General features: G+C 34.3%; 13 protein-coding genes. 12 read left to right on the forward strand and 1 reads right to left on the reverse strand.

Annotation, left to right across the window (positions count from 1 at the left end):
- Nucleotides 1-5: 5 nt before the first annotated feature.
- The 12 genes from CLU82_RS15545 to CLU82_RS15600 all read left to right on the forward strand — a co-directional run bounded on the left by CLU82_RS15545 (nucleotide 6) and on the right by CLU82_RS15600 (nucleotide 20,878).
- Nucleotides 6-1,613: a RagB/SusD family nutrient uptake outer membrane protein gene (locus CLU82_RS15545; protein WP_100843948.1), complete on the forward strand. Its 1,608-nt coding sequence runs from the start codon at nucleotides 6-8 to the stop codon at nucleotides 1,611-1,613.
- 1 nt (nucleotide 1,614) lies between these two features.
- Entirely contained in the window at nucleotides 1,615-3,258 is a 1,644-nt protein-coding gene (locus CLU82_RS15550; RefSeq protein ID WP_100843949.1) for a glycoside hydrolase, read from the forward strand.
- 140 nt (nucleotides 3,259-3,398) lie between these two features.
- Nucleotides 3,399-4,982, forward strand: a complete 1,584-nt coding sequence (locus tag CLU82_RS15555) for a glycoside hydrolase (protein ID WP_100843950.1) — start codon at nucleotides 3,399-3,401, stop codon at nucleotides 4,980-4,982.
- 82 nt (nucleotides 4,983-5,064) lie between these two features.
- Nucleotides 5,065-7,488, forward strand: coding sequence for a sugar-binding domain-containing protein (locus CLU82_RS15560; protein ID WP_100843951.1), 2,424 nt, complete (start codon nucleotides 5,065-5,067; stop codon nucleotides 7,486-7,488).
- A 135-nt stretch (nucleotides 7,489-7,623) separates the two neighbouring features.
- A complete protein-coding gene (locus CLU82_RS15565; RefSeq protein WP_100843952.1) occupies nucleotides 7,624-8,994 on the forward strand; it encodes a glycoside hydrolase family 27 protein in 1,371 nt (456 codons plus the stop codon).
- Nucleotides 8,994-10,937, forward strand: coding sequence for a family 43 glycosylhydrolase (locus CLU82_RS15570; RefSeq protein WP_100843953.1), 1,944 nt, complete (start codon nucleotides 8,994-8,996; stop codon nucleotides 10,935-10,937). Before CLU82_RS15565 ends, CLU82_RS15570 begins: the two co-directional genes overlap by 1 nt.
- Nucleotides 10,938-10,981: 44 nt before the next feature.
- Nucleotides 10,982-13,408: a sugar-binding domain-containing protein gene (locus tag CLU82_RS15575; RefSeq protein WP_100843954.1), complete on the forward strand. Its 2,427-nt coding sequence runs from the start codon at nucleotides 10,982-10,984 to the stop codon at nucleotides 13,406-13,408.
- Nucleotides 13,409-13,422: 14 nt separating this feature from the next.
- On the forward strand, nucleotides 13,423-14,418 hold the full coding sequence (locus tag CLU82_RS15580; RefSeq protein ID WP_100843955.1) for a glycoside hydrolase family 43 protein: 996 nt from the start codon (nucleotides 13,423-13,425) through the stop codon (nucleotides 14,416-14,418).
- A gap of 421 nt (nucleotides 14,419-14,839) precedes the next feature.
- Complete coding sequence (locus CLU82_RS15585; protein ID WP_100843956.1) at nucleotides 14,840-16,483, forward strand: DUF6377 domain-containing protein; 1,644 nt, start codon at nucleotides 14,840-14,842, stop codon at nucleotides 16,481-16,483.
- Nucleotides 16,484-16,691: 208 nt separating this feature from the next.
- Nucleotides 16,692-18,908 (forward strand): glycoside hydrolase family 3 C-terminal domain-containing protein, encoded by a 2,217-nt coding sequence (locus CLU82_RS15590; protein ID WP_100843957.1) that lies wholly within the window; start codon nucleotides 16,692-16,694, stop codon nucleotides 18,906-18,908.
- A 76-nt stretch (nucleotides 18,909-18,984) separates the two neighbouring features.
- Nucleotides 18,985-19,635 carry a DUF1349 domain-containing protein gene (locus CLU82_RS15595; RefSeq protein WP_100845052.1) on the forward strand — a complete coding sequence of 217 codons (651 nt, stop codon included), beginning with the start codon at nucleotides 18,985-18,987 and terminating at the stop codon, nucleotides 19,633-19,635.
- Between the two features lie 97 nt (nucleotides 19,636-19,732).
- Nucleotides 19,733-20,878: an acyltransferase gene (locus CLU82_RS15600; RefSeq protein WP_100843958.1), complete on the forward strand. Its 1,146-nt coding sequence runs from the start codon at nucleotides 19,733-19,735 to the stop codon at nucleotides 20,876-20,878.
- Nucleotides 20,879-20,970: 92 nt separating this feature from the next.
- On the opposite strand, the gene CLU82_RS15605 is transcribed toward CLU82_RS15600, so the two are convergent.
- The gene (locus CLU82_RS15605) at nucleotides 20,971-23,250 is read right to left on the reverse strand and encodes a GH92 family glycosyl hydrolase (RefSeq protein ID WP_100843959.1); all 2,280 of its coding nucleotides are present in this window, start codon (nucleotides 23,248-23,250) and stop codon (nucleotides 20,971-20,973) included.
- Between the last annotated feature and the right edge of the window lie 23 nt (nucleotides 23,251-23,273).

Raw genomic sequence — 23,273 nt, forward strand, 5'->3', positions numbered from 1 at the left:
AAAACATGAAAAAAATAATATTATCAGTACTAACTTTTGCTGTATTTGCAGTTTCTTGCGAAGATTTTATAGATAAAGAGCAAAGAGGAAAGCAAACCTTAGAAAACTACTTTCAAACAGCAACAGAATGCGAAAACTATGTAAATGGGTTAACGCGTAGATTGTTGATAACAAGTGACTGGTACACATTGCTGGCACCAAGATTAACAAACGAAACAGCCACAGATGATGCCTGGATGGGTAATACTGGACAGGATAGTGGTGCTTTCAGACCTTGTGCACAGTACATTGTTACGCCTGAAAACATGGGATCGATGAACAGTATCTATACAGCTCATTATTATACTATTCAATCGGCTAATATTGGTTTAGAAAAAATGGCTTTATCACCGCTTTCTACTACGCAGAAAAATCAATATGTAGGTGAATCATTATTTATTCGTGCCTATTGCTATTATGAGTTAGTAAATAACTTTGGAGCAGTTCCATTATATACAACATCTCTTGGTACAGCTGATTTGAAATTAGAGCGTAGTTCTGTAACTGCTGTTTATGCACAAATTGAGGCAGATCTTAAAGAATCTGCAGCAAAATTAGAAGGTATTACAGTTGACAGAAACGGAAGGGTAAACAAATGGGCTGCTTATGCTTTATTAGCTCGTGTATCTTTATTTCAGGAAAAATGGGCAGAAGCAAAACTATATTCAAACAAAGTGATCACGGAAGGACCTTATGCTCTTGAAGCAAATTTCTTAAACATCTGGAATGTGAATAATCACAACGGCGTTGAATCAATTTTGGAGGCTCAATCCTCTTCTGTACAGGATAAGAATTTAGGATCCATGTTACCAACTTTCTCAGGAGCACGAGGCGAAGACAAGAAAAACTTCCCAAGCAATGATGCTAAAGATGTTATTGATGGTTGGGGATGGTGTATGCCAACCAGCGATTTGGAGAACGCTTATATTTCTGAAAATGATGTGGTACGTCGTAGAAGTACAATTACTAAATGGGGCGAAGCTGCTTATGGTGATGAGGTGTTAAACCCAACTCATAAATTTAGTTTGAACGACAATAAATCAGGACGTATCTGCCGTAAATATTATATTCCTATAGCGACTCGCCGTGCTTTGGACAAAAAAGATGGTAAATTACCATTGAATGTGCCATTGATTCGTTTGGCTGAAATGTATTTGACAAGAGCAGAGGCTGCTTATCAGTTAGGTGATGCCGGAGCAGCTTTGGCAGATATTAATATTATCAGAGCCCGTGTGCAACTTGATGCTAAAGTAGGTTTGGCAGGCCCAAATTTATTGAGACAAATCTATAAAGAACGTCGTTTAGAATTGGCTTTCGAAGGATTGCGTCTCTTTGATATCCGTCGTGAGAAAGATCCAAGTACAGGAAGACCAGTTATAGAATCTTTGATGGGAGCAAACGGAACTTTTGTTAAATATAACTTGAGTTCTACTGATCCTTATGAGACTACTAATTTGAAAGAAGCGCAGGACAAAGGAATTAATTTTAACCCTGCTAAAAATTTATTATGGCCAATTCCTCAATTGGAAATCGATTTAAGTGGTGGTTTAATTTCACAAAATTCTGGATATTAATATGAATAGTATTAAAAACTATAAAGTAAGCCTGCTATTCGCAGGCTTGCTTTTAATCAACTCATCGTTAATTAGTTGCTCATCGGATAACAACTCTGATGCTTCGGAACCAGCTACTAGTTCTGCAAAAGATTTAAATGTTAATCTGGATGCGAATCTTCAAACAATGGAAAGCTTTGGAGCTTCTGATGCTTGGCAATGTAATTTCATTGGACAAAATTGGCCTCAAGATAAAAGAAATCATATTGCTGATTTATTATTTAGTAAAGAAGTAGATGCGCAGGGAAATCCAAAAGGAATTGGATTATCGTTATGGCGTTTTAATCTGGGTTCTGGAAGTGCAGAGCAAGGAGAAGCGAGTGATATAGGTGATGAATGGAGACGCACAGAATGTTTTACTGCTGATGGTACTACTTATGACATGAGTAAGCAAGCTGGTCAAGTTTGGTTCATGAAAGCGGCTAAACAGCGTGGTGTAGAAAAATTATTGGCTTTTACCAATAGTGCACCCGTATATTTAACAGGAAATGGTAAAGCTCATGCAAGTATTAAAGAGTTTTATAATCTGAAGGATGGAAAAATGCCAGACTTGGCTGATTTTTGGGTGAATTCTATTGATAAATTGAAAACAGAACACGGCTTAACAATAGATTATATAAGCCCTTTCAATGAGCCTCAATATGAGTGGGACGGAACAGGTCAGGAAGGTTCTCCTGCTACTAATGCTAATATTTACAGTTTTGTAAATACGTTGTCACCAAAATTACAGGCAAAAGGTCTTGAGTCTAAAATTGTGGTTGGCGAAGGAGGTTCATACGAGCCATTATACAAAACTATAAGTGGTTCAGCAAGCAGATCGAATCAGATTGATTATTTCTTTGGATCAAATTCAACCAAAAATATTGCTGGATTGAGTAATGTGAAGAAAACAATATCAGGTCATAGTTATTGGCAGGCTTGGCCATTGAGTACTCTTATTTCTTCAAGACAAGCTGCAGCTTCCAAAATACTGACTGCTCCAGGACTTAGTCTTTGGTCGTCTGAGTATTGTATTCTTGAAAGTCCAGGGACGTCTGAACTTCCAGGTGGAGGTGGACCAGGACGAGATTTAGGAATGAAAACAGCGCTTTGGGTTGCTAGACTTGTAAGCACAGATATTGCTGTAGGTGGTGTTACTTCATGGCAATGGTGGACAGCCATAAGCCGTGGTGATTACAAAGATGGTCTAATTCACGTAGATGATAATGCAAGCAATGGAGCTGGAAATGCCAATTATTGCAAATTTGACGGATATGTAAGAGAGACTAAAATACTTTGGGCTTTAGGGAATTTTTCATTTTTCGTAAAACCTGGGATGGTTAGAGTTCAAATACCTAATGTAGATAATGCTATCGCTACTACAGGTGTAATGTTAACTGCTTATAAAGATGAAATTGCTAAAAAACTGGTAATTGTAGCTGTTAATTTTAGTGAAACTGCAACAATTCGCAAACTGAACCTTTCAGGTGGAACTGTAGTAAATAATAAACTGACACCTTATATCACTTCGGATACTAAAAGCTTGACAAAAGGAACTGATGTAGATGCTGCAAATTTTGAAATACCAGCAAGAGCAGTAGTTACCTATGTTGGGACTTATAAGTAAAAAGTCAAAGGAAAAGAATAAAAATTACCATAATTTATTTCGTTTCAACGAAAGAAGAAATCTTCATGACGTGAGTAAATAGTGAAGATTCTTCTTAGTTGGAATGATAATATTGTGGCTATAAATAGAAAGAATATAAAATGAAAAAGGTATATGTCTCGCTTTTATTGTTAATCAGTTCTATGTCTTTTGCACAGAGAACAGCTACCATAAGTATTGATAATGTTGTACAAACAATGGATGGTTTTGGAGGTTCAGATGCTTGGAGATGCCAATTTGTTGGAAAAAATTGGCCTGACCAAAAAAAGAACGCTATTGCCGATTTATTGTTCAGTAAAGAAATTGATGCTGAAGGAAACCCAAAAGGAATTGGACTCTCAATTTGGAGATTCAATCTTGGGGCTGGGAGTACGGAGCAAGGAGAAAACAGTAAGGTTTCTGATGAATGGAGAAGAAGCGAATGTTTCCTAAATGCTGATGGAACGTATGATTTCTCAAAGCAAGAAGGACAAAGATGGTTTTTACAAGCGGCTAAAAAACGTGGAGTCGAAAAATATTTGATTTTTACAAACAGCCCGCCTGTTTCAATGACAAATAACGGATTGTCTTTTGCAACTCAAAAAAACAAACTGAATCTGAAAGAAGGATCTATTCCGAAATTTGCTGATTTCTTCGTTCAAAGTATTCAGGGATTAGAGAAAAAAGAAGGAATTAAGTTTGATTATGTGAGTCCAATAAATGAACCGCAATGGGAGTGGATGGCAAATAATGGTGATAAAAATAGTCAAGAAGGAACACCTGCTACCAATCAGGAAATTTATGATTTGACAAAAGCGCTTTCTGATAAGCTAAAAGCTCAAAAAATGAGTACCAAAATTGTTATTGGAGAAGCTGGGCAAATTAATTATTTGTATGAAAATGTAAATGGTGAAAACCGAGATAATCAGATAGATTACTTTTTTGGGAATACCAAAACAAATATTGCTAAACTTCCTAATGTAGAAAATACTATTTCTGGACACAGTTATTTTACCACTTGGCCAGTTGACAGACAGGTTTTAAGTCGAAAATTAATTGCTGCCAATGTAAAACAAAAATCAGGTTTAAAATATTGGCAATCTGAATATTGCATTTTGGAAAATCCAGGAGAATCCGAAATCCCTGGAGGTGCTGGTGGCGGAAGAGATTTAGGTATGCAAACTGCTTTATTTATTGCCCGTTTAATACATAATGATATTGCAGTTGCTAATGCAGCTTCATGGCAATGGTGGACATCACTCACTCGTGTAGATTATAAAGACGGTTTGATTTATCTGGATGATGGAAAAAGTAAGGGAGGAACAGCGCCTGATTATGTTAGAAATGATGGAGAATTCCATGATTCAAAAATGCTTTGGGCATTAGGCAATTACTCTTTGTTTGTACGTCCGGGAATGCTTAGAATTGATGTTCCTAATCAAGATGAACTGGGTGCAGCAAATGATGTAATGTTAACGGCCTATAAAGATGCTGAAAATAAAAAACTAGTGATTGTTGCTGTAAACTGTGGAAAATCGGATCAGAAATATAATTTTAATTTAACAAATAAGACATTGAAAAATAGCGAACTAACTCCTTATGTAACTTCTGAAAATTCAAATCTAAAAAGAGCGAACATTCAGAAAATAGATAAGGTATTGATTCCTGCAAGATCAATTGTCACTTTTGTTGGTGAATTACAGTAGTAAAGTCGCAGTTCAGATCTGAGGCGAAATAAAGAATTATAATAGAAAGCTTAGCAACTTAGAACTTAAAAAAATAAATATAGTGTTTACAAAAAAAATCTTGATCCCTGTTTTTTTATTCAGCTGCCTATCTGCATTTAGCCAGATATCGTTTGGAGATTCAAAAAAAATAAATGACAACTGGAAGTTCAATCTTCAGGATACTCCGGAAGCACAAAATACGAGTTACGACGACAGTAAATGGCAATCTGTAAATGTACCTCATGACTGGAGTATAAAAGGGCAGTTAAGCCCAACTTTGGCCGCTTGTACAGGATTTTTACCTGGTGGAATTGCCTGGTACAGAAAATCTATTAATGTACCTCAAAGTAAAAGTGGTGAAAAAGTATATTTATATTTTGAAGGTGTTTACAACAGAAGTGAAGTCTTCATTAACGGACATTCATTAGGTAAACGTCCAAACGGATATATTTCTTTTGCTTACGATGCAACACAGTATGTGAAATATGGAGCAGAAAATACGATTTCAGTTCGTGTAGATCATAGCCAAAGTGCTGATTCAAGATGGTACACAGGTTCTGGAATTTATAGAAACGTTTGGCTAGTATATTCAAACCCAGTTCATATTGCACAATGGGGAGTTTATGCTTATCCAGAAGTAAATAAAGGAAACGGAACTTTGAATGTTGAAGTTGAAGTTGAAAACAATTCTAAAGCAAAATCAGCTCTTACCGTTATAAATGAATTGATTTCAAAAGATGGAAAATCAGTAGCAAAAGCAACAAGTAAAATTGATGTGGCAGGAAACCAAAACGGAAAAATTGCTGCTAAAATGAATATTAAAAACCCTGAATTATGGGATTTAGAACATCCAAATTTATATCAGCTTAAAACTACAGTATTAAAAGACGGCAAAGAAATTGACAAAACTGTTACACAAACCGGTTTCAGAAACTTCACATTCGATCCTAATAATGGTTTTGCCCTTAACGGAAAATGGATGAAAATGAAAGGGGTTTGTTTACACCACGATGCAGGAGTTTTAGGTTCTGCAGTTCCAAGAGAAGTTTGGAAAACCAGACTAAAAACGCTTAAAGAAATTGGAGTAAATGCAATCCGTACGAGTCATAATCCACAAGCTCCTGACTTTTATGAGCTTTGCGATGAATTAGGATTATTGGTATTGAATGAAGCATATGACGAATGGGAATTTCCAAAACGTAAATGGTTAGAAGGATGGAATTACGGAACGCCAGGATTTGAAGGGTCATTTGATATTTTTGCCAATTGGGGAGAAAAAGATTTGGAAGATTTTGTACGTCGTGACAGAAATCACCTTTCAGTATTTGCATGGAGTATTGGTAATGAAGTAGATTATCCAAATGATCCGTATTCTCACCCTGTTTTAGACAAAGGAAAAGACGGCTTTGGTCAGGCAACTTATGGAGGCTACAAAAAAGATGCACCGGATGCAATGCGTCTTGGGGCAATTGCAAAACGTTTAGTAGCAGCTGTTAAAAAGTACGACAAATCTCGTCCAACAACAGCTGGACTTGCTGGAGTTGCAATGTCTAACGAAACAGAATACCCAGGGTCATTAGATATTACAGGATATAATTATACAGAAAGCAAGTATCAGTCTGATCATGAAAAATACCCAAACAGAGTAATTTTTGGAAGTGAAAATGTTCATGATATGGGTCCTTGGCTGGCTGTAAAAAATAACAAACATATTTTCGGACAATTTTTATGGACTGGAATTGATTATTTAGGGGAATCAGGAAGATGGCCTTCAAGAGGTTTCTATTCAGGATTGGTTGATTTCGCTGGTGTTATTAAACCACGAGGGTATTTCCGTCAGTCATTATGGTCAGATAAGCCAATGGCATATCTTGGAACTTATCCATTAAAAAATGAAAAAGAGGTTTCTAAAGATGCATGGTCGATCTGGAATTACGATCAAGGTCAAAAAATCCGTGTAGTTTGTTATACCAATGCAGCCAAAGCACGTTTGGAATTGAATGGAAAAGTGGTTGGAGAAACAAAAGTGTACGACGAGAAAACTGGAATCATTTATTGGGATATTCCTTTTGCTTCAGGAAAACTGGAAGCAATTGGTTTGGATGCAAATGATAAAGAGGTGAGCCGTTATGCTATCAGTTCAACTCAGCAGCCAGTCGAATTGACAATTGCAGATAAAAATATCACTATTGCAAAAGTCAAGGGTGTTGCAAAAATCATGGTTCAGGTAAAAGATCAAAACGGTCTTCCGGTAATGCTTTCAGATAATGAAGTTACTTGTACGATAAATGGTGCTGGAACATTATTAGGATTGGAAGCTGGAAACAACAGCGACATGACTGATTATACAGATAATGTTCAGAGAGTTTTTAACGGACACATTGCCGCTTATATTCAGGCAAACGGAAATTCGACAGAACCAATTAAAGTTACTTTTACAAGTCAATGGTTAAAGCCTGTAGAAGTTACTATAAATGTAAAATAAATGCTGTTTTTTCAAACAGATGTAAGAATAAAACGAGTTAACCTATCAGCAATTGAGTTGATAGGTTAATTTATTTTTATATAAAAAAAATTTCATTATATTTAAAGTGTAAAAACAACACATATAATTATCAAAATGAAAATAAAAAATATATTTGCTCTGATAATAGGAGCTGCATTAGTATCAGTTAGTTCAAATGCACAGACAAAAAATTTCGCTAAAGAGGAATTTAAACAATGGGCACAAACACCTCCAATGGGTTGGAATAGCTGGGATTGTTATGGTTCGACAGTAGAAGAGCATGAAGTAAAAGCCAACGCCGATTATATGGCTAAAAACCTTAAAAGTCTGGGTTGGGAATATATAGTTGTAGATATCAGATGGTTTGTCGAAAATGACAAAGCAGGAGGGTATAATCAAACCGATCCTCGTTATGTAATGGATCAATACGGAAGATATCTGCCGGCTTTGAACCGTTTCCCATCTGCAAAAGATGGACAGGGATTTAAACCTTTAGCAGATTATATCCATAAAAAAGGATTGAAATTCGGAATCCATATCATGCGCGGAATTCCTAAAAAAGCAGTCGAAGACAAAATGCCAATAAAAGGCGCAAACGGAATCACTGCTGACCAAATTTATTCTACAGCTTTGCAATGCGAGTGGCTAAAAGATAATTATACTGTCTTGGCTGACAAACCCGGTGCTCAGGAATATTATAATTCTATATTTGAACTTTATGCACAATGGGGTGTAGATTTTATCAAAATTGATGATTTATCAAGACCCTATCATGAAGGTGAAATCAACTTGATTAGAAATGCAATTGATAAATGTGGCCGCAAAATTGTTTTGAGTACCTCACCTGGAGAAACGCCAATTACTGCAGCACCTCACGTAACTGAACATGCTAATATGTGGAGAATGGTTGATGATGTTTGGGATACTTGGCCACACGTTACACACTTGATGGATGTTGCCCAAAAATGGTATCCATATATTGCCCCTGGAACATGGCCTGACTGCGATATGATTCCGTTGGGAAGAATATCGTTAAGAGGAGAACGTGGTGAAGACAGAATGTCCCGCTTAACAAAAGACGAGCAATACACACTGATAACATTCTTTAATATTTTCAAATCACCTTTGTTTTTTGGTGGAGATTTACCAAGTAATGACGCATTTACTTTGTCTCTATTAACGAACAAAGAAGTTGTAAAAATGCACAACGAAAGTACTGCTGTAAAACAGCTTTTCCAAAAAGATGGAAAAGTCGCCATTACTTCAAAGAATGCCAAAGACGGAAGTACTTATTTGGCATTGTTTAATATTTCAGATGCAAATTCAGAAAAAGTAACTGTAAAGCTTTCAGACTTAAATCTAGCAGGAACAGTTGAGTTAACAAACTTATGGACAGGTGAAAAATCGATTCTTTCGTCAAGTGAAATTACAACAGAACTAAAACCTCACAGTTCGATTTTGTATAAGATAAAAAGCAAAAAATAATGAAAAAAATAACTTTTAGCCTGGCATTATTTTTAATGCTCTTCAATTTTTCACATGCCCAAAATGCAAAAGGAACTCCGCCAGTTATTGCAGATAAAGACTTAACGGCTTATCTCTTTGTGTACTTCACAGGAAATAGTGTTGAGGAAGAAGCAGTGCGTTATGCAATAAGCTCGGATGGGTATCATTATTATCATTTAAATGACAATAAACCTGTCATAGATAGTAAAATTATTAGTTCTACAGGTGGCGTTCGTGATCCGCATATTTTACGTGGAGCCGATGGCAAAACATTTTATATGGTTTTGACCGACATGACTTCATCCAAAGGTTGGGATAGTAATCGTGCAATGATTTTACTAAAAAGTACTGATCTTGTAAAATGGGAAAGTAATGTTGTAAACATTCAGACTGCATTTCCAGGAAATGAAAATTTAAAAAGAGTTTGGGCACCTCAGACAATTTTCGATGCAAAAGCAGGAAAGTACATGATTTACTTCAGTATGCAGCATGCTGGAGGTCCTGATAAAATTTATTATGCCTATGCGAATAAAGATTTTACAGCTTTGGAGAGTGCTCCAAAATTATTATTTGTGCCTAAGTCAGAGAGAGCCTGCATTGATGGTGATATTATAGAAAAAGACGGCGTTTACCATCTTTTTTATAAAACGGAAACTGAAAAAGCAGGAATTAAAGTGGCAACAACACCCGATTTGACTTCTGGAAATTGGACAGAAAACGATAATTATCTGCAACAGACAAAAGATGGAGTAGAAGGTTCAAGTGTTTTTAAACTAAACAATTCTGATGATTATATTTTAATGTATGATGTATATACAAAAGGGAAATATCAGTTTACAAAAACCAAAGACTTAGAAAATTTCACTGTTATTGACAACGATATTTCAATGGATTTTAATCCCCGTCACGGAACTATTTTGCCTATAACCCGTTCAGAATTAAAAAGAATTACCGCTAAATGGGGAATGCCAGCAAAGTATCCAAAAGTGAACAATAACCCGGTTTTAGAAGGATATTACGCTGATCCAGATATTCTGTATTCTAACAAAACTAAGAAATACTATATCTACCCAACAAGTGATGGATTTGATGGCTGGTCTGGTTATTATTTCAAAACTTTTTCTTCTGATAATTTAGTGGATTGGAAAGATGAAGGCATTATTATAGACCTTAAAAAAGACGTTACTTGGGCAAATAGAAACGCTTGGGCTCCTTGCATTGTTGAGAAAAAGATTAAAGGAAAATACAAATACTTCTATTATTTTACTGCTGCTCAAAAAATTGGTGTTGCTGTTTCCGATAATCCAACAGGACCGTTTAAAGATAGAGGAAAAGCTATTGTAAGCACAAGACCTGAGGGAATAACAAACGGTCAGGAAATTGATCCGGATGTTTTTACAGATCCAAAAACTGGGAAAAGTTATTTGTATTGGGGAAATATGTATATGGGTGTTGCCGAATTAAATCCTGATATGGTTTCTCTAAAACCTGGAAGCACAAAAGTGATTGCTGTAAATGATTCTTTCCGAGAAGGAACTTATGTAATTTACAGAAACGGAAAATATTATTTCTTTTGGAGCGAAGACGATACCAGAAGTCCAAATTACAAAGTGCGATATGCTATTTCAGATTCACCAGTTGGTCCACTTGTAATGCCAAAAAATAATACAGTTCTTCAAGGAATCAAGGAGCAGGGAATTTATGCAACTGGACACAATTCTGTATTGCAAATTCCAAATAAAGACGAATGGTACATCACATACCACAGATTCTCTTATCCTACAGGAATAAAAATGGGTGATGCTGGCGGTTTCCACCGTGAAGTTTGTATTGACAAATTAGAGTTTGATAAAGACGGTTACATAATACAAGTAACTCCAACTCTTGAAGGGATAACACCAATTGTAAATACAAAAAGATAATGAGGTTTAGTCATTTTTTTTTCGCATCTAAAACAATAAGGACTATGATTAAGAAGATAAAACTAGTAACATTATTATCGTTCATTTTAGTAACAATGAGCTATGCTAATGGTAAATCGTCTATCGATACTAATAAGATTGTAAGTAAACAACTTTTTGATTTTGATTGGAAATTTTCTTTAAGTAATGCTTCTGATTATAGCTCGTTAAATTTTGATGATAGTAATTGGAGAAAATTAAATCTGCCTCACGATTGGAGCATCGAAGGAAAATCAGAAAAGGCAAATCCTAGCGAAGGTGATGGAGGATTTTATCCAATGGGAATTGGATGGTATAGAAAAACATTCTCTGTGCCTGCGAATTGGGATAAACAAAAAGTTGCCATTTATTTTGAAGGAGTATACATGAATGCTGAAGTTTTTATAAACGGAAAATCAGTAGGAATGCAGCCATATGGTTATACTTCTTTTGAATATGATTTGACACCTTATCTGAAATTTGGACAGCAAAATACAATTGCAGTTAAAGTAGATAATTCACAACAAAAAAATTGCAGATGGTATAGTGGATCAGGTATTTACCGCCATGTTTGGTTAAAGGTTAGAAATCCAATTCATATAAAAACATGGGGAGTGGCTATTAGTACACCAGAGGTAAAAAACAATAAAGCAAAAGTTCTAATTAAGACTATTGTAAAAAATGAAACGGCTATTACTCAAACGGTTTCATTGTCTTCAAATATTCTTGATAAGAAAGGAAAAAAAGCAGCTTTTACTTCTAGTACAATAACGCTGCAACCCAACGAGGAGAAAGAAGTTTCGCAAAACAATATCGTTGAGAATCCTAAGTTATGGTCACCAGAGACGCCAAATTTGTATCAGGTGAATTTAGTGGTAAGCAAAGACGCTAAGGAGATCGATGGGATTACAAAAGATTTCGGAATTAGAACAATTGAATTTAGCGTTGATAACGGTTTTGTATTAAATAACAAAAAAGTGTTGTTAAATGGAGGTTGTGTACATCATGATAATGGTGCTTTAGGTGCTGCTGCCTATGATCGTGCGGAAGAAAGGAAAGTAGAATTATTGAAGAAAGCAGGTTTTAATGCTGTAAGAACATCTCATAATCCGCCTTCGGAAGCATTCTTAGATGCTTGTGATCGTTTAGGAATGTTAGTTATAGATGAGGCTTTTGATGGATGGAGAGAAAAGAAAACGACTTTCGATTATGCCAGTATTTTTGATAAATGGTGGAAACACGATGTAGAATCCATGGTGTTGAGAGATCGAAATCATCCTTCAATTATCTTTTGGAGTATAGGAAATGAGATTATTGAGAGAACAAAACCTGAAGCAGTTGAAACGGCAAAAATGTTAGCAAATGCTATTCATGCAATAGATTCAACACGTCCCGTAACCTCGGCAATGACGACTTGGAATGAGGGTTGGGAGATTTTCGATCCTTTAATGGCAGCTCACGATGTGGCAGGTTATAATTATGAATTAAAACGTGCTGAATCGGATCATATAAGAGTGCCATCTCGAATTATTATGCAAACCGAATCCTATCCTAAAGATGCTTTTGAGAATTGGAATTTAGTTCAAAAACACAGTTACATCATTGGGGATTTTGTTTGGACAGCAATGGATTATCTAGGAGAATCTGGTATTGGACGTTATTTTTATCCCGGTGAACCCAAAGGAGAACATTGGGAATCCAATTTATACCCTTGGCATGGTGCCTATTGTGGTGATGTCGATTTGATTGGATGGAGAAAACCAATCTCTCATTATAGGAGTATGTTGTATAATGACAATGAGAAATTGTATATGGCTGTTCGCGAACCAAATCCCGAAAGTGGAGCAATAGAACTCACTCGATGGGCAGTTTGGCCTACTTGGGAAAGCTGGAATTGGCCAGGTCATGAAGGAAAAAATATTGATGTGGAGGTGTACTCAAAATATGCTAAAGTTAGATTGTATTTAAACGGAAAAGTAATTGGAGAGAAAGAAACTTCCATAAATCAAGAGTTCAAGGCTGCGTTTACGATTCCATATACAAGTGGTGAATTAAAAGCAGTTGGATTAGAAAATGGTAAAGAAGTAGAATCAGTTGTATTAAAAACAGCTAAAAAAGCATCAAATATAAAATTATCTGCCGATAGAAATAAAATAAAAGCCAGCGGTCAAGATTTGTCTTATATCACTGTAGAAATTACTGATGATGAAGGGAATTTAGATCCAAATGCAGAAAATGAAGTTGTATTTAAAGTCTTTGGACCTGCTGAAATCGTGGGGGTTGCAAATGCAAATTTAAAAGATACAGATTTGTATGTTTCGAATACCAGAAAAACTTGGAAAGGCAGGGCAATGCTCATCGTAAAGAGTACTAATGACGCTGGTGATGTTACTATTGAAGCTATTGCTAATGGTTTGAAAAGTGATAAAATTAAAATTGTATCAACTAAATAATAAAATAGTTTGGGATGTTTAAACGTAGAATAATTACTGTAGTTGCTTTCTTTTTGTGTGTAGTATTTCCTGTTTTTTCACAGCATAAAACCATAGAAGCTAAAAACAATATACCTCTAGATTCCATAAGGATGAGTGATCCTTTTGTCCTTGCTGATAAAAAAAGCAATATGTATTACATGACAGGTACGGGTGGATTATTGTGGAAAAGTAAAGACTTAAAATTCTGGTCTGGTCCCTTTGTAATTGCAAAACCAGATCCTCAATCGTGGATGGGGCAAACTCCAATGATTTGGGCTGCAGAAATACATGAGTACAAAGGGAAGTATTATTATTTTGCTACTTTCACTAATGAAAAGACTACTATTGATGATAAAAAAAACAATAGAAGAGCAAGTCATGTACTGGTAAGCAGCAAACCCGATGGACCTTATGTACCGATGAAGGACGAAACTTATTTGCCTGAATCGATGTCTACTCTTGATGCAACTTTGTGGATAGATAAAGACAAGAAACCCTATATGATTTATTGTCATGAATGGGTTCAGAATAATAATGGGACAGTTGAAAAAATCGAACTTAAACCAGATTTTAGCGGAACTACAGGAAAAGCAAAGATTCTTTTCCGTGCTAAAGATTCACCTTGGAGCAAACAAAATGAAAACGGATTTATAGAGCCAAATAAAGTAACTGATGGACCATGGGTTTTTCAAACCAAAACTGGTAAATTAGGTATGTTATGGACCAGTTGGGTGTACAATGTATATACGCAAGGTGTGGCATATTCTGAAAGTGGTACGCTTGATGGACCCTGGATACAAGAAGCTGAGCCAATAACTCCATCTAATTTTGGACACGGTATGATGTTTCGAACTTTTGATGGTAAGTTGCTTATGTCGTTACACAGCCATTATGAGAATAATAAAGGGAAATATATTCGTGTTCCAAAGTTTTTTGAAGTAGATGATTCTGGTGATAAGATCAGGATTGGCAAAATATATGGTCGGTAATGATGAACATACAACTTGTATATTTAAAAAGAAGAATTTAATATTTAAATAAAAGTATTAAATGATTAAAAAAAAGAATTTAATGATTAAATAAAAGCATTAAATAATTAAAAAGAAGAATTAAATACTTAAATAAAAGTATTAAATGTTTAAATAAAAGAATTCAATACTTAAATAAAAGTATTAGATAATTAAAAAGAAGAATTTAATACTTAAATAAAAATATTAAATGTTTAAATAAAAGAATTTAACTATACTATTTATTACATCACAGGTTAGTAATTTCAGTTTGGTTAGCAAAGGCTGTTTCTCTTATAAGGAACAGCCTTTGTATTTCCTATTGTAAATAGAAATCGAAAAACATTCTATATTATAGTCACTTTATTATATTTGTAATCTATATCATTTAGCTATTATTAGTTTGAAAAATTATTTACTTTTTTTTGTATTATTTACGATTAGTTATTCGGGTTATTCATCGAGTACTAGTGATTCTATTTTTGATAAGTTGAATGATGCCTTAAAAAATAAACAGAAATATGTTTTATTAAAAGAGGAACGTATTTTAAATTTTAAAAAAATTAAATCAGAAGATTTAACGAAGGAACAAGAATACAATTACAACAAAACTTTATATACAGAATACCAAAAATTCAAGTCAGATTCTGCAATTTTATATGTCAAAAAAAATCTTGTAATTGCTGCAGCACTTCAAAATGCTGCTTTATCAAATTTAGCCGAATTACAATTGGCTAACTTATATTCTTCATCAGGGAAATACAGGGAATCTGAGGCAATTTTAAAAAGTATCAATAAAAAAACACTCGACAAATCATTACTGCCCAATTACTATATAGTTTACAGGGAATTTTTCGAACACTATAATGCAAATAGTTTCAGCAAAATATACATTGAACAAATAGGAAAATATCGAGATTCTTTGCTTGGTGTATTAAATCCTGCAACATTGAATTTTAAAATCAACCAGATTCAGAAAAATGTTTTTGATAAAAAGTTTGCTGTTGCTCTAAAACAATTATCGATTTTATTGAAATCTACCAAAGAAGAAGATTCTCAGTATGCCATGATTACATACCTTTTTGGGAAAATTTATGAAACTACTCATCAATTAGAATTAAAAAAAAGATATTATGCGCTTTCGGCTACTGCAGATATAAAAAATGCTATAAAAGATAATGCTTCACTTCAGGAATTAGCTTCAGTTTTTTATGAAATAGGAGACGTTGACATGGCTTATAAGCTTACACAATCAGCAATTGAAGATGCACTTTATTGTAATGTTCAGTTTAGAACACTGCTAATGTCTCAGATTTATTCGATTATCAATACCGCTTATTTAGAAAGAGAAGCCCAAAGAAAAACCGAATTGCAATTGTATTTGTTATGCATTAGCTTACTTTCTGGATTCTTGATTGTGGCGATTGTTTATGTGTACAGGCAAATGAAAAAAGTATCCAAAATTCGTGGTGAGCTTTTTGTAACCAGCCAAAAATTAGCCGAATTAAATAAAGATATTACTGAAACAAATAACGAATTACAGGAACGAAATGCACAATTATCTGAATCTAATCATGTTAAAGAAGAATATATTGCACATTTTTTTAGTTTGTGTTCGAGTTATATCAATAAATTAGAAAATTATCGCGTTATTTTAAACAAAAAAGCAGCAGTCAAACAATTTGATGAGATTTACAAAATACTAAAATCAACCACTTTGGTTGAAAAAGAACTACAAGAATTATATGAGAATTTTGATGTGATTTTTCTAAACTTATATCCAACTTTCGTAAAAGACTTTAATGCACTGCTTATTAATGAAGAGCAAATTGTATTGAAACAAGGAGAATTATTAAATACAGAACTTCGCATTTTTGCATTAATCCGCCTCGGGATAACAGATAGTGTGAAAATTGCAGCATTTCTTCGTTACTCTTTAAGCACTATTTATAATTACCGAACCAAAGCTCGAAATAAAGCGGTAGTTTCTCGAAATGATTTTGAAGAAATGGTCATGAAAATTGGATTATTACCTTTAAGAGCTTAATTTTTATTTTAAAAGCACTACTTTTTTTACCTCTTTTTTTTATTTAAATATCTGATTTTTAATATTTTGATTTTTAAATTCACTACTTTTTTTGTTTAGAAATTCAAAGCAGACTATAACGTTTTAGCTTTACATTATTATTAAAAGATGCTTTAGAAGAAGAGTGTCTTTAATTATAAAAATTTAATGCTTTAATAAATTAAGAGGTATGTTTAAAAATGTTAAAACAATTGTTTTTTTACTATTGTTGAGTTCATTCGCTATGAATGCACAAAATAAAGTTCCAGTTTATCTTGATGATAAAAAACCTATTAATGAGCGTGTAGAAGATGCACTTTCTAAAATGACTACCGAAGAAAAAATTGCCATGATTCATGCGCAATCAAAATTTAGTTCACCTGGTGTTCCGCGTTTGGGAATTCCAGAAAATTGGATGACAGACGGTCCACACGGAATTCGTACCGAAGTTTTATGGGACGAATGGGATCAGGCTGGTTGGACTAATGATTCTTGTACTGCATTTCCAGCTCTTACTGCTTTATCAGCAACCTGGAATAAAGAAATGTCCTCTTTATACGGAAAGTCAGTAGGAGAGGAAGCTCGTTACCGAAATAAAAATGTATTGTTAGGACCTGGGGTTAATATCTATAGATCGCCATTAAACGGTCGAAACTTCGAATATATGGGAGAAGATCCTTTCTTGACTTCAAAAATGGTGGTGCCTTATATTAAAGGAGTTCAATCAAATGGAGTGGCTGCTTGTGTAAAACACTTTGCTTTAAACAATCAGGAAACGAATCGTAATGCCGTAAATGTAATTGTTGACGACCGTGCGTTATATGAGATTTATTTGCCTGCTTTTAAAGCTGCTGTTCAGGATGGTGATGCATGGGCAATTATGGGTTCGTACAATAAATATAAAGGACAACACTGTTGCCATAATGAGTTTTTGTTGAATAATATTCTTCGCGGAGAATGGGGATTCAAAGGAGTTGTAATCTCAGATTGGGGAGGAGTTCATGATACAAAACAAGCTATTCACAATGGTTTGGATATGGAATTTGGTTCTTGGACTAACGGACTTTCATGGGGAACCAGCAATGCTTATGACAACTATTATTTGGCAAAACCATACTCAACTATGATTGCTAAAGGAGAAATTGGAACTAAAGAATTAGACGAAAAAGTACGTCGTATTTTACGCTTATCTTTCTTAACAACAATGAATAAAGAAAGACCTTTTGGATCATTTGGAACAAAAGAACATGCTCAGGCTGGTTTGAAAATTGCTGAAGAAGGTATTGTATTACTTCAAAACAAAAATAATATTCTTCCAATTGATTTAAACAAAACAAAGAAAATCGCGGTTATTGGAGAAAATGCAATCAAGATGATGACAGTTGGTGGAGGAAGTTCTTCACTTAAAGCTAAATATGAAGTATTGCCTCTTGACGGATTAAAGAAAAGAATTGGCAGTCAGGCTGAAATCGTATACGCTCGTGGTTACGTAGGAGATCCAACTAGTAATTATAATGGAGTGGTTGCAAAAGTTAGTTTAGAAGACAAACGTTCTCCAGCTGAATTAACTGCAGAAGCTTTAAAAGCTGCAAAAGACGCTGATGTTGTATTGTTTTTTGGAGGTTTAAATAAAAGCGACAATCAAGATGCTGAAGGAGCAGATCGTAAAGATTTAGGTCTTCCATACAATCAGGATAAATTAATCAGTGAATTGGTTAAAGTAAACAAAAATGTGGTTTTTGTAAACATTTCAGGAAATGCTGTGGCTATGCCATGGGTAAATGAAGTTCCGGGAATCGTACAAGGTTGGTTTTTAGGTACTGAAGCAGGTACTGCTTTGGCCGCTGTTTTGGTTGGAGATGTGAATCCATCTGGAAAACTAACATTTACTTTCCCTGTTAAGTTATCGGATAATGGAGCTCACGCTTTAGGAGAATTCCCAGGGGGTGACGATGTAACGTACAAAGAAGGAATTTTTGTTGGATACCGTTGGGCTGACAAGCAAAAAGTAAAACCTTTGTTTTCTTTTGGACACGGTTTAAGTTATACAACTTTTGAATATGGTAAAGTAACTGCCGACAAAAAACAAATGGCAGCTGGTGATAAAATTACTTTTTCTGTTAAAGTAAAAAACACAGGAAGCCGCGATGGATCAGAAGTAGTTCAGCTTTATATAAGCGATTTAAAATCATCTTTGCCTCGTCCGGTAAAAGAGTTAAAAGGTTTTGATAAAATTTTGCTTAAAGCTGGTGAAGAAAAAACAGTAACTTTTACTGTAGATAAAGCTGCCTTGAGTTTCTTTGATGATAAAAAACATGACTGGGTTGCAGAGCCTGGAACTTTTGAAGCTTTAATTGGAGCATCATCTACAGATATAAAATCTAAAGTGAGTTTTTCACTTCAATAAAATCATTTTTAAATTGGTTGTTTGTAAAGCTGTAATTGTAAAAAGTTGCAGCTTTATTTTTAAAAAAATAAATAGCATGAAAAAAATAGTATTATTTGTAGTTGTTTTTTTGTCATTACAAAAATCTTCTGCACAAAGTTTAAACAAAATGCAATGGTTTAATGAACCTGAAAAATGGGAAATTAAAAACAATGCATTGATTATGAATGTTACGGCAAATAGTGATTATTGGCGCATTTCACATTACGGATTTACCGTTGATGATGCTCCATTTTATTATGCTAATTACGGCGGAGAATTTGAAGCTAAAGTAAAACTGACAGGTAATTATATTGCCCGTTTTGACCAAATGGGATTAATGATTCGTATTGACGAAAAAAACTATATTAAAACTGGAGTTGAATTTGTAGATGGAAAATTTAATATCAGTACGGTAGTGACACATGACAAAAGCGATTGGAGCGTAACAACTTTAGATAAAGCACCACCATTTGTCTGGATAAAAGTAGTAAGAAGATTAGATGCTATTGAAGTGTTTTTCTCTTATGATGATAAAAACTATATCCTAACTCGTAATGCGCCATTGCAAGACAATACACCAGTTATGGTAGGTTTGATGGCTGCATCCCCAGACGGAAAAGGTTTTGAAGCTAAATTCGAAAACTTTACTGTAAAACATTTACCAGATCAGCGCAGAGTAGAATGGCTTAAAAATCATCAAGAATAAAGAATCAATAAATTTATGTTTTTATGTTTTAAAAAAGTATTTTTAATTTTTAGATTAAATCAAAAGCATAAAATCACTTTTAATCAATTATCATTTTATGAGTTCCATTTCTACAGATATTAGACCAAAAAAGCATTATGAAATTTTAGACGGTTTACGTGGAGTAGCTGCAATTTTAGTTGTTGCTTTTCACATTTTTGAAGCTTTTGCTGGTGGAAATCGTTTCAAACAAATTATTAATCATGGTTATCTGGCTGTTGATTTCTTTTTCCTTTTATCAGGATTTGTTGTCGCTTATGCGTATGATGACCGCTGGGGAAAAATGACACAATGGGAGTTTTATAAACGACGTTTAATTCGTTTGCAGCCCATGGTCATTATGGGAATGATTATTGGTGCTGCGTTATATTATTTCCAGGCTTCGGATATATTATTTCCACAAATTGCAACTATGCCAATATGGAAATTGGTATTAGTAATGTTTATAGGATTCACGTTAATTCCGTTAACACCATCAGCAGAAATCAGAGGTTGGGGCGAAATGCATCCGCTTGATGGTCCTGCTTGGTCGTTATTTTTTGAATATATCGCAAATATTTTATACGCTTTAGTTTTTAGAAAATTCTCTAATAAAGTACTTTCTATTTTTGTTTTGATATTTGCAGGAATGCTAATTAATTACACTGTTTTTGGTCCAAAAGGAGATGTTATTGGCGGATGGTCATTGAATTTTGAACAGATGAATATTGGTTTTACCCGTTTATTATATCCATTTTTTGCAGGGATTTTACTTTCTCGTCTAAGGAAATTAATACATGTAAAAGGAGCTTTCTGGGTTTGCAGTTTATTGATTGCAATTGTTCTTATAATGCCAAGAATCGGTGATGAAAATAGTTTATGGATGAATGGATTATATGAGTCTTTTTGTATTATTCTTATTTTTCCTTTAATTGTTTCAATTGGTGCTGGTGGCGAAATTAAAAATCCATTTTCTCTTAAAATCTGCAAAGTATTAGGCGATATTTCATATCCAATTTATATCACGCACTATCCACTTATTTATTGGTATACAGCTTGGGTAGTAGATAATAAAGTTTCGTTAGAAGATGGTTTTGCTTTAGGAATAGGAGTTTTGATTGCCAGTATTGTAATCGCTTATTTGTGTTTAAAATTATATGATGAACCCGTTCGTAATTGGCTTCAGAATAAATTTCAAAAGCAAAAACCTGTTGTCGCAGAATAATTTAGTTGGTTTCAATTTTATATTTAAAAGTTAAGTAACTCTGTTTTGTGTAGAAGATTTTTCTTCATACATCAAAACAGAGTTATTTCATTTTATTTATGTTTCGATCCCATATAAAAAGTTATTTTAGAACCATTAGTAATAGTAGTATGGTTGATGAATAAACTATTTAAAGGTTTTCCGTCTAGCAATACTTTTTGGACGTATACGTTTTTAGGACTTTGATTGATTGCTTCTACGGTAAATGTTTTTCCATTTTCTAATGTAAGTTCTGCATTGTTTACAAGTGGTGATCCCAAAGCATATTGATCAGATGCTGGAGTGACAGGGTAAAATCCTAACGAAGAGAAAATATACCAAGCACTCATTTGACCGCAATCATCATTACCGCCTAAACCATCAGGTGTAGGTTTGTATTGCATATTTAAAATTTTACGGACTTGTGCCTGAGTTTTCCAAGGCTGGTGTGTCCAATTATAAAAATAAGCGACGTGATGTGCTGGCTCGTTACCATGAACGTATCCTCCAATAATTCCTTCTCTGGTAATGTCTTCTGTTTCTGCAAAAAAGGAATCAGGTAAATGCATTGTAAATAATGTATCCAATCGAGAAGCAAAAACTTTTTTTCCGCCCATCAAAGTAATTAAGTTTTCGGGGTTATGTGGTGCAAAAAAACTGTAATTCCAACTATTGCCTTCTATAAAACCTTGTCCGTTTGTACTTAAAGGATCAAATTCTTTTTTGAAGGTACCGTCAGCCAATTTGGGCTGCATAAATCCAGTATTTTTATCAAAATTATTTTTCCAATTCTCAGAACGTTTTATAAATTCATTGTAGATTTCGGTTTGATTTAGTTTTTTAGCTAATTGGGCTATACACCAATCGTCATAAGCATATTCTAAAGTGTTTGAAACTGAGATTCCGCTTTTTTCAGCTGGAATATATCCCAAATCCATATAATAGCCAATTCCTTCATAATCTCTATGTTTTGCTGTGGTAACGCAGGCTTGTAAAGCTGCATTGGGATCACCTTTATAAACACCTTTGATAATAGCATCAGTAATTACAGATACACTGTGATAACCGCTCATACACCAGTTGTCATTGGCATAATGTGACCAGATTGGCAGCATGTGAAGACTGCTTTGATCATAATGTGCTAGCATAGATTTTACCATATCGTTGTTGCGTGATGGCTGAATTATATTGAAAAAAGGATGCAAAGCTCTATAAGTATCCCATAAAGAAAAGGTGCTGTAATTAGTAAAACCATCTGCTTTATGTGTTCCCTGATCTAAACCTTTGTACTCTCCATTTACATCGGTATAAACGGTAGGATTTATGAAAGTATGGTACATGGCTGTGTAAAAATTCACTTTGACATCATCGGAAGCTGTAATTTTTATTTTATTTAGTTCTTTGTTCCAAGTAGATTGGGCTTGTGCTTTTACTTTTTCAAAATCCCAATCTTTTATTTCTTCTCTCATGTTTTGCAAAGCGTTTTCTTGGCTAACAGGAGACAAAGCAAATTTTATTTTAATTTTTTCGGCTTCATCTGTTTTAAAATCAAAATACATTCTGATTTTTTTTCCAGCTATTTCTGGAAAGTTTTTATTTTGATCAAATTTTCCCCAGAAGCCTCTATAGACTTGCTTGGTTTCATAATTTTTTTGACCATATTGTGTGAAAGGTTTAGAGAAAGCCATCGCAAAATAGACAGTTTTCGTTCTTGCCCATCCATTGGTTTGTCTGTAACCAGTAATTAGAGTGTCGTTAATGACTCTTATATACGTCCAAACATTTTTGTCATTATAATTATAAATCCCAGCCATCAAATCTAATATAATATGACTTTCATCTGATTTTGGAAAAGTATATTGATGCATACCAACGCGGGTGGTAGTGGTCATTTCGGCTAAGATATTTTCATCATCTAGCTTAACTTTATAATAACCTGCTTCGACAGTTTCGTTAGTATGAGAAAATGCCGAACGATAACCGCTTTTTGGATTAGAAGCGGTTCCTGGATTTAATTGTAATTTCCCTTGTGTTGGCATTATCAAAAAATCTCCAAGATCTGAATGTCCTGTTCCGCTTAAATGGGTATGACTAAAACCGACTATGGTTTTATCCTCATAGCGGTATCCTGCACAATATTTATATACTTCGCCATTGTATTTTCCATTCTGTTCATAGGAAATAGTATCTGTTTCCGGACTAAGTTGTACGGCTCCAAAAGGAACTGTAGCGCCAGGATATGTATGCCCCATTTTTTCGGTACCAATAATTGGTTTTACAAATTGAACCAGATTTTGCTGTGCATTAGTAAAATAGAAACTTAAGAATAAAACTGGCAGAAATATTTTTTTCATCTGAGGGTATTGAATTTAAAATA

The sequence above is a fragment of the Flavobacterium sp. 5 genome (assembly GCF_002813295.1).
Lineage (GTDB): Bacteria > Bacteroidota > Bacteroidia > Flavobacteriales > Flavobacteriaceae > Flavobacterium.